The 1,728-nt window shown below is 36.7% G+C and carries 1 protein-coding gene; it reads right to left on the bottom strand.

Annotated features, from left to right (window positions below):
• Nucleotides 1–826: 826 nt before the first annotated feature.
• Complete coding sequence (locus DOT_RS20135; protein WP_009622817.1) at nt 827–1,684, bottom strand: DegV family protein; 858 nt, start codon at nt 1,682–1,684, stop codon at nt 827–829.
• Nucleotides 1,685–1,728: the final 44 nt, after the last annotated feature.

Below are 1,728 nucleotides of genomic sequence, written 5' to 3'. Positions count from 1 at the left end.
TTTGGATAATCCTGCAAACTTTCCGAATTTTTTTAAATATTTTGTTTATTTTCTTTTTTTTAAAAAATAAACTGTTTTGTAATTATTCTTTTGCCGTTTTCAGATTGTATAGGAATATTCAAAATATTTTTACTCTTAAAAAAAGGAAATACCTCCTTAAAATTTCGAGAATGATAGTTGCCACACCAACACCGAAAAATTCGAGGGGATAATTCCCTATAATTAGTATTCGATATGAAAGTCAATTTTCCTTGGAACATTTATCATAAAGTTCACTGGTAGAAGGGTATTCGTTTTTTTATTTCAAAAAGATTTATAACTGGTTCTTTTTGACGGAACTGCACTGAGGTACAAGAGTTCAAATTCTTTAGACCGTTTAAGCGAGAGTTTAATTGTTAAATATATGCACGGATTCACGGACTTGAGGGATTCGACCGTTAGGTCTCAATGTACTGTATATTGAGAAAGACCAGTGAATTATGGTTCATGCATATTTAATACATTAAACATACCATTGAACTAATGAACTTGTCTATAGAAAATGAATATATTCACAATCTAGTAACATTATTACAATTCTACTGTGAATCCCTACTTTAACCACAATAATCTCTTTTCGATTAATTTCATAAAGTCTAATTGAATATTTAATCATTTTTCAGACTTTCTGCAGCGCGCTCCGCCCATTTTGAATCGTCATGAATCGCTCTAGCAATACCAATCAAATCCGCCTTTCCTTCTATACAAGAGTTGTTCCGCAAGTTGGGGTTCGATAACTCCACCTATTCACCTTACTTGATTTTTTCAGAGATTAAATGTGATAACTTTAGGGGAACGGCCAAGGATGAAACGCAAGACCCAAAGTACCAGGTCCAACATGGGTTGCAATGACTGGCCCAGCCTCGAATAATCGAATATCATGTTCTGGAAAACGGGTCTGAAGTTCGTTTAGCAGAATTGCTCCTTCTTTAGGAACATTAACGTGAATAACACAAATACGGTACCGTTTTCCGTTAGATAATGTCTTGATTAATTCGTCCAGTACACGTTGCCAAGCCCTTGTACGAGAACGCACTTTATCAAAAACGTCAATTTCTGCTTTCTGATTAAAGTAAAGGATTGGTTTTATTTGCAACAAGGTACCAACTAAAGCTGCCGCCCCTCCAATTCGACCACCTTTACGCAGGTTTTCCAGGGTATTGACAATAAAATAAAGTTCGGTATGTTGCCTGAGAATTTGAAGATTATTCAAAATTTCTAATACGATGAGCCCTTGCTCTACCCATTCTGCCGCAGCCCAAGCTAGAACACCAAGTCCCGCAGCAGCGGACCTGGAATCAAAGAGATGAATATTGGGGTTGGAAGCTAGGTCGATTGCCATCTGAGCTGAACGTAATGTGCCACTAATAGCTGCTGAGAGATGAATGCTGACAATCTCCTCAACCCCTTCAGAAAATAAGGATTCATAGGTTTGGAGAAATGCACCGACAGACGGTTGTGAGGTTGTGGACAAACCCGAAATATGACTCGATTTTTCAAATAAGATATCATTAGATAATTCTGGTTCGGGAAATGTTTCATCTCCGATGGTAACGTTGAGGGGTACAATGCGAATCTGTAGTTTTTCTAAAATATCATGGGTTAAATATCCCGTAGAATCCATAACGATCCCTATTTTTCTCAAATTATTTCTCTCCTCTTAATATTGAACACCTCAAAACATTTGTA

Source organism: Desulfosporosinus sp. OT (genome assembly GCF_000224515.1).
Taxonomy (GTDB): Bacteria; Bacillota; Desulfitobacteriia; order Desulfitobacteriales; family Desulfitobacteriaceae; genus Desulfosporosinus.
Note: the sequence above shows the minus strand (reverse complement) of the source record. Positions and strands in the feature narration are given on the sequence as shown.